Origin of the sequence: Flavobacterium wongokense, assembly GCF_021608265.1 — a bacterium.
Lineage (GTDB): Bacteria > Bacteroidota > Bacteroidia > Flavobacteriales > Flavobacteriaceae > Flavobacterium > Flavobacterium wongokense.
Window position 1 is genome coordinate 1 of sequence record NZ_JAKIHP010000013.1, and the last position, 4994, is coordinate 4994.

Sequence of the window (4994 nt, forward strand, 5' to 3'; positions counted from 1 at the left end):
CGGGGCCAGTAAAGACTACCGTTTCGGGTTCCAGGGACAGGAAAAAGACGACGAAATCAAAGGAGAAGGAAATTCAATAAATTATACTTATAGAATGCATGATCCGAGGATTGGAAGGTTCTTTACGATTGACCCTTTGTTTAGAAATTTCCCTTGGAATTCTCCATATGCTTTTAGTGAAAACAGGGTAATTGATAAAATTGAACTTGAAGGTTTAGAGTGCGCTAATACTAATGATAAGGAAAAAAATACGACTGAACCTCCACTGGTTGCTGCTCCTGAAACGAAAAGTCCAACAGACAATCCTAATGGAAAAAGCAAAGTTGGGCTGTTTTTACAAAAGACTGCTGAATTTTTAAGTAATGCAGAATATTCCTGGAGCAACACTTTTGGAGCCCACGGACCAGGAACACGCACTAGTATATGGGATATAGATGGTGATGAAACATTTTATAACAGCACGACTAATGGTGATGGTGGTTATTGGGGTAATGCGACTGAATCCAACAACGGAGTCAATGCAAGGTTCCCTTGGGGTGATTATAAGGTTGGTATTACCAGCTTTAAAAATAAAGTAAATGATATAAACGGAGTTGGTATTCAACATCCTACCTCAATTTTATTGAGTATCGGAAGAGAATACAAAATAATCGATAAATTTCTTACCATGGATGTGAATGTCGGAGCTGGTATAGTAGATGGAAGACCACGAATGACTGGTTTTACAGCAAAAGATAAGATTGTAGGCTTTTCGACTGCAGCAATAGTTAGGGTAAATATTTATGTTATAAAAGGGTTTTTTATATCTTATGGTATGACACTCCATCATATGACAACTTTTGACCAACCAAATGTAAACTATTCTGGAAGATCAATTAATTCGGTTGGTTTTAATTTCGGAGGAGGTATCAATTTAATTACAAAGAAAAAACCAAAAGAAAAACCAGAATGAAAAATATAGTTTTAATTTTACTGTTGTTTTCAAAATTGCAATCTTATTCTCAAACTGATTTTGACAGAGGATTGAAGGAATTTTTGAATGACAATCCAAAAAAAGCGGATAGTTTGTTTACTATTTCAATTCAAAAAAAGCAAAATGTTGCCAAAAGTTATTTGTATAAAGGAGCTAATAACCTTTTTGAATTTAATTTAGAAGAAGCAAAAATAAATTTAGATAAATCTTTCGCTCTAGATTCGAAGAATAAGGAAACCTTTTTTTATTATGGTAAGTATTATGCATTTAACAGTGAGTTTGAAAAATCGTTAGAGTATTACGATAAGGCAATAGAAATGGATAAGTTATATGATAAGGCATATAATGACAGAGGATCCATTAAATGCTTATTAAATGATTTAAGTGGTGCAATAAAAGATCTTGACTTTGCAATATCTTTAGATTCAACCGCATCAGATTATTATTCAAACAGAGGTTATGCTAAATTAAAAAGTAATAAATTAGAAGAGGCCTTAAAAGATTTAAATAAATCATTAGAGTTAGAGCCTTCACAAAAGGCCTATGCCAATAAGGGTATATTGTTTATGAATCAAAACAGATACATGGAGGCAATTGAAAATTATAATAAGTCCTTAGCATTTGTTAAGGATGACCCAGAAGTATTATATTTTAGAGGATATTGTTATGAGAAATTAAATTTCACGTCAAAAGCTTGTGAGGATTATTATAGAAGCAATACGATTGTTATTAATGAACTCGCCAAAGAAGGGATTTCAAGACTAAATTGTAAATAAAACCATGAAAAGCAAAATATTCTTAACCATTTTTATGGTGATGATTTTAAGTAATACCTTTGGGCAAAAATTTTCTAAAAACTCGGTTTACTATGATGCTTATGGACATACAAGAGCTCCACTTTCGTTAAATTATGAAATGTATGTATGTCAAATTTATAAAGATTTCCACTTAAATGGCAGAATAGGAATTGGTCATTATAAGTATTCCAATTCTGAAGATGCTGTAGTGGGCTCTGCAATAATTTTTCCTGTAGTAGCCTTACTAGAGTATGGAAAAAAAAATCATTTCGTGAATTTAGGTGCTGGCTATTCTGCTTCATTCATTAAAAAAAAAATAGATGGTGATGTTCCAAGATTTGATGGGGCATATTCTCTGAGTGTTGGTTATAAGTATATGGATGATGCCGGATTATTTTTACAGCTTTATCCCGTAATTATATTTCCTCAATTTTCCAGTAACGAAATAAGTGCTGGAATCTCACTTGGTTTTTCGTGGTAACATTAGTAAAAATGTAGCATTAAAGAATGAACTATTGGCTCAGTTAGAAAAATGGTTTTGTTGGCAAATTTGAATAATCCCGAAGAAAAATTCAGCTATGGCCTTGAAATTGTGCTAGGTGTGACTTTTTGTAGAGAAATCAATAATTTTCCAATTTGCTGTGTATTTTATCAATTTCCCGGTCTATATATACCTGGGCGTAATGTACATAGCGGTTAAATGAACTACTAGCTGTACTATGTCCGCTAATCTTACGTACTAAATGTTCGGGCATTCCAAGGATTAAAAGTGTTGTTATAGCTGTTCGACGCATCATGTGTGAACTCATTTTGTCACAGAAACGATCTTTTTCCTTATTGGATTTAATCGATTTGGTGATTCCTTGTTTTTCCCGCGATATTGCTATTGGAGTTGTAAATTCGGCCAATTCTCCAATCTGCTTTAGGTTTTTATTAAAATTAAATAAGGTAATAGGAATAAACAAAGGCAGTTTGCTGTTTTTACGTCGGTATTTCTGATAAATGGCAACCGCATAAACAGGTAGTTTTATCGAACTGCTGGTTTTGGTTTTTTTTGATTTTAGCTTTAAGTACCAATCGTCTCCTGCCTGTTCAAAGTTTTTATTGGTCAGCAAAAAAATATCAGAATATCGAAGTCCGGTTGTACAGCCAAAAACGAATATGTCTTTTATCCTTTTTAAGCTTGGTGTCAACTTTTCTTCAAATTCCCTGTCGTGGATAAGGTATTTTAATTGTTCAGGAGATAAGACCAGAATGTCAATTTCCTCCTTTCGAACATAAAACTGCTTGTGGAAATCGCCTGCATAAATATCTTTTTCCAGCTTAAGATAATTAAAAAAAACCCTTATTATTTTTATGGTTGCACCAACGTAATTGTCATAACATCCTTTTTTGTATAGGAATTCGGTAAAGTTCTTATAGAATTTTTTCCAATAGTTTTTTTCTGAAAGCAATTCCTTTTTGGTTAGCTTCAAAATATCACAAACCCTCAGTTCTGTCTTGGTTTCTTCCGAAAATAATATCAGGTTTTTTAAGACATAAGTATAATTATCGATGGAGCTTTTGGTGATGCGTTCACCATTCTTCTTTAAACGTTTCCCCGATTCGGATTCCTTAATGAATTGCTTGAATAAAGGTATTAAGGGTTTTGGTTTTTTCATGGTTTGGTTTTCACCAAAAATACAGGAATATGGTGAAATAAAAAACCACAACTTTTTGGTTGTGGTTTTTGTTTTGGAAAAATATTTTGATCAGTGACAATTAAAACTATCTTTAGGCTTACGATCTGTCCTAACCAAAACCTGCCCTCCATTGTTAATCGAAATTATACCTGTACACGGATTAAATAATACATATGAATTCGTTGAATTGATAGAATTATTCATGCAAACCCTATATTTATAGCAATCTTTCCCTTTAAGCTTAATTTTTTTAATAGGGTAAAGCCCGAAACCACTATCAACAAAAGTTACAATTTTTTTTTGTTTGAAAATTTTCGAAGAAAAAAAGAGCTCCCATTTCTTGTTGTTCTTAATGTACCATTTATCATTTAATATTTTAAAGCTATTGTCGCCAAACAGATTAGATTCGGAAAAAATATTAGTTGTAACATAGCTTCTATAAACACAAAATTCCTTTGCTAAACCTAAAATATCTTTATTATCGATAAGTTCTTTTCTATTTTCATAAACAAAATAGGTAGTATCAATTTTAGTTTTTTGGGCAAAACTACTAATTGATAAAAGGACACATATACTTATGAGTATTTTACGTTTCATTTCCTAATGGGTTATTCTGTTTTTACCTCTTTTTTCTCTACAAACTCTGTTGACAAATTACCTACACGTTGTTGCCACGCTTTAACTTCGACCTCACTTGTTGTTCCATTCTTTGCAGCCAGTTCCGCAAAATGGTCTTTAAACGCTTTGGATTCATTTATACCATGCCAAGACAGATCTTCAATGTTTTCTGCAGTATAACTTAAACTATTAGCCTTCACATATTCTGTCAAGGATTCAATCATCATTGCTCTGTATTGTGCATGTTTATCATGATTTGGATCTACATTCTTGCCCTTATATGCTGCTTTAGCTCCACCATCTACTTGAATCATCGCATGTAATGATTCATGTATTATTGTTTGTACAAGGAAGATATCTTTAACTTTATATATATATTCAAATTTTTTGCCACCTTCATCTTGCGGAACAACCATCTCTAATTGAGTATTAGAAAAGGCCTCAAGTGTGTTGGTCGTAAATCTGTATGTTCTTGTATTTGGTATTTCCTTTCCATTAGATGTTTTCCAATTAGATTCAGTTCGAGCCGGCCAAGTTGTTGCAAATTTACCGGGCAAGATTTTTTTCTCATTGATATCAAGGTCAAGATTCAATTTTTTTCCCATATATGGTTGAATAATTTTCAAGAAAGTAGGAGAATTTGTTCTCAAATTTTCAAGTAAAGGTCCATATCTGGAATCTTTAAAAAGTTGGCTTGGAAATATATCATTACCATCTGGGTCAATATAAAATACCGGATTATTTAAGGCATAATTGTATGGACTATGACTTGGATATTTTCCTTCTTTTCTATCTGTAGCAAACCATCTTCCAATCCTGGAGTCATACATCCTGGCTCCAAAATCTAAACTATTTCCTTCTCCCTTAACCTCATCATCTTTTTCCTTGCCATTAAACCCGTAACGGTAGTCTTTACTGGCCCCA

Annotated in this window: 6 protein-coding genes; 3 read left to right on the plus strand and 3 right to left on the minus strand. The window is 32.7% G+C overall.

Going from position 1 to position 4994, the window contains the following annotated elements; translation table 11 throughout:
• From L1S31_RS14730 to L1S31_RS14740, 3 genes are all read left to right on the plus strand, one after another.
• The coding region (locus tag L1S31_RS14730) for an RHS repeat-associated core domain-containing protein (protein WP_502539613.1) at window positions 1-952 on the plus strand (952 nt) is incomplete at its 5' end.
• A complete protein-coding gene (locus L1S31_RS14735; RefSeq protein ID WP_236465545.1) occupies window positions 949-1749 on the plus strand; it encodes a tetratricopeptide repeat protein in 801 nt (266 codons plus the stop codon). The genes L1S31_RS14730 and L1S31_RS14735, both read left to right, overlap by 4 nt.
• 4 nt (window positions 1750-1753) lie before the next feature.
• Complete coding sequence (locus L1S31_RS14740) at window positions 1754-2251, plus strand: hypothetical protein (protein WP_236465546.1); 498 nt, start codon at window positions 1754-1756, stop codon at window positions 2249-2251.
• A gap of 139 nt (window positions 2252-2390) precedes the next feature.
• Here L1S31_RS14740 and L1S31_RS14745 read toward each other — a convergent pair whose 3' ends face one another.
• From L1S31_RS14745 to L1S31_RS14755, 3 genes are all read right to left on the minus strand, one after another.
• Window positions 2391-3431 (minus strand): tyrosine-type recombinase/integrase, encoded by a 1041-nt coding sequence (locus L1S31_RS14745; protein ID WP_236465547.1) that lies wholly within the window; start codon window positions 3429-3431, stop codon window positions 2391-2393.
• Window positions 3432-3521: 90 nt separating this feature from the next.
• Window positions 3522-4049 (minus strand): hypothetical protein, encoded by a 528-nt coding sequence (locus L1S31_RS14750; protein WP_236465548.1) that lies wholly within the window; start codon window positions 4047-4049, stop codon window positions 3522-3524.
• Window positions 4050-4060: 11 nt separating this feature from the next.
• On the minus strand, window positions 4061-4994 hold a 934-nt coding region (locus L1S31_RS14755), incomplete at its 5' end, for an RHS repeat domain-containing protein (RefSeq protein WP_305039138.1).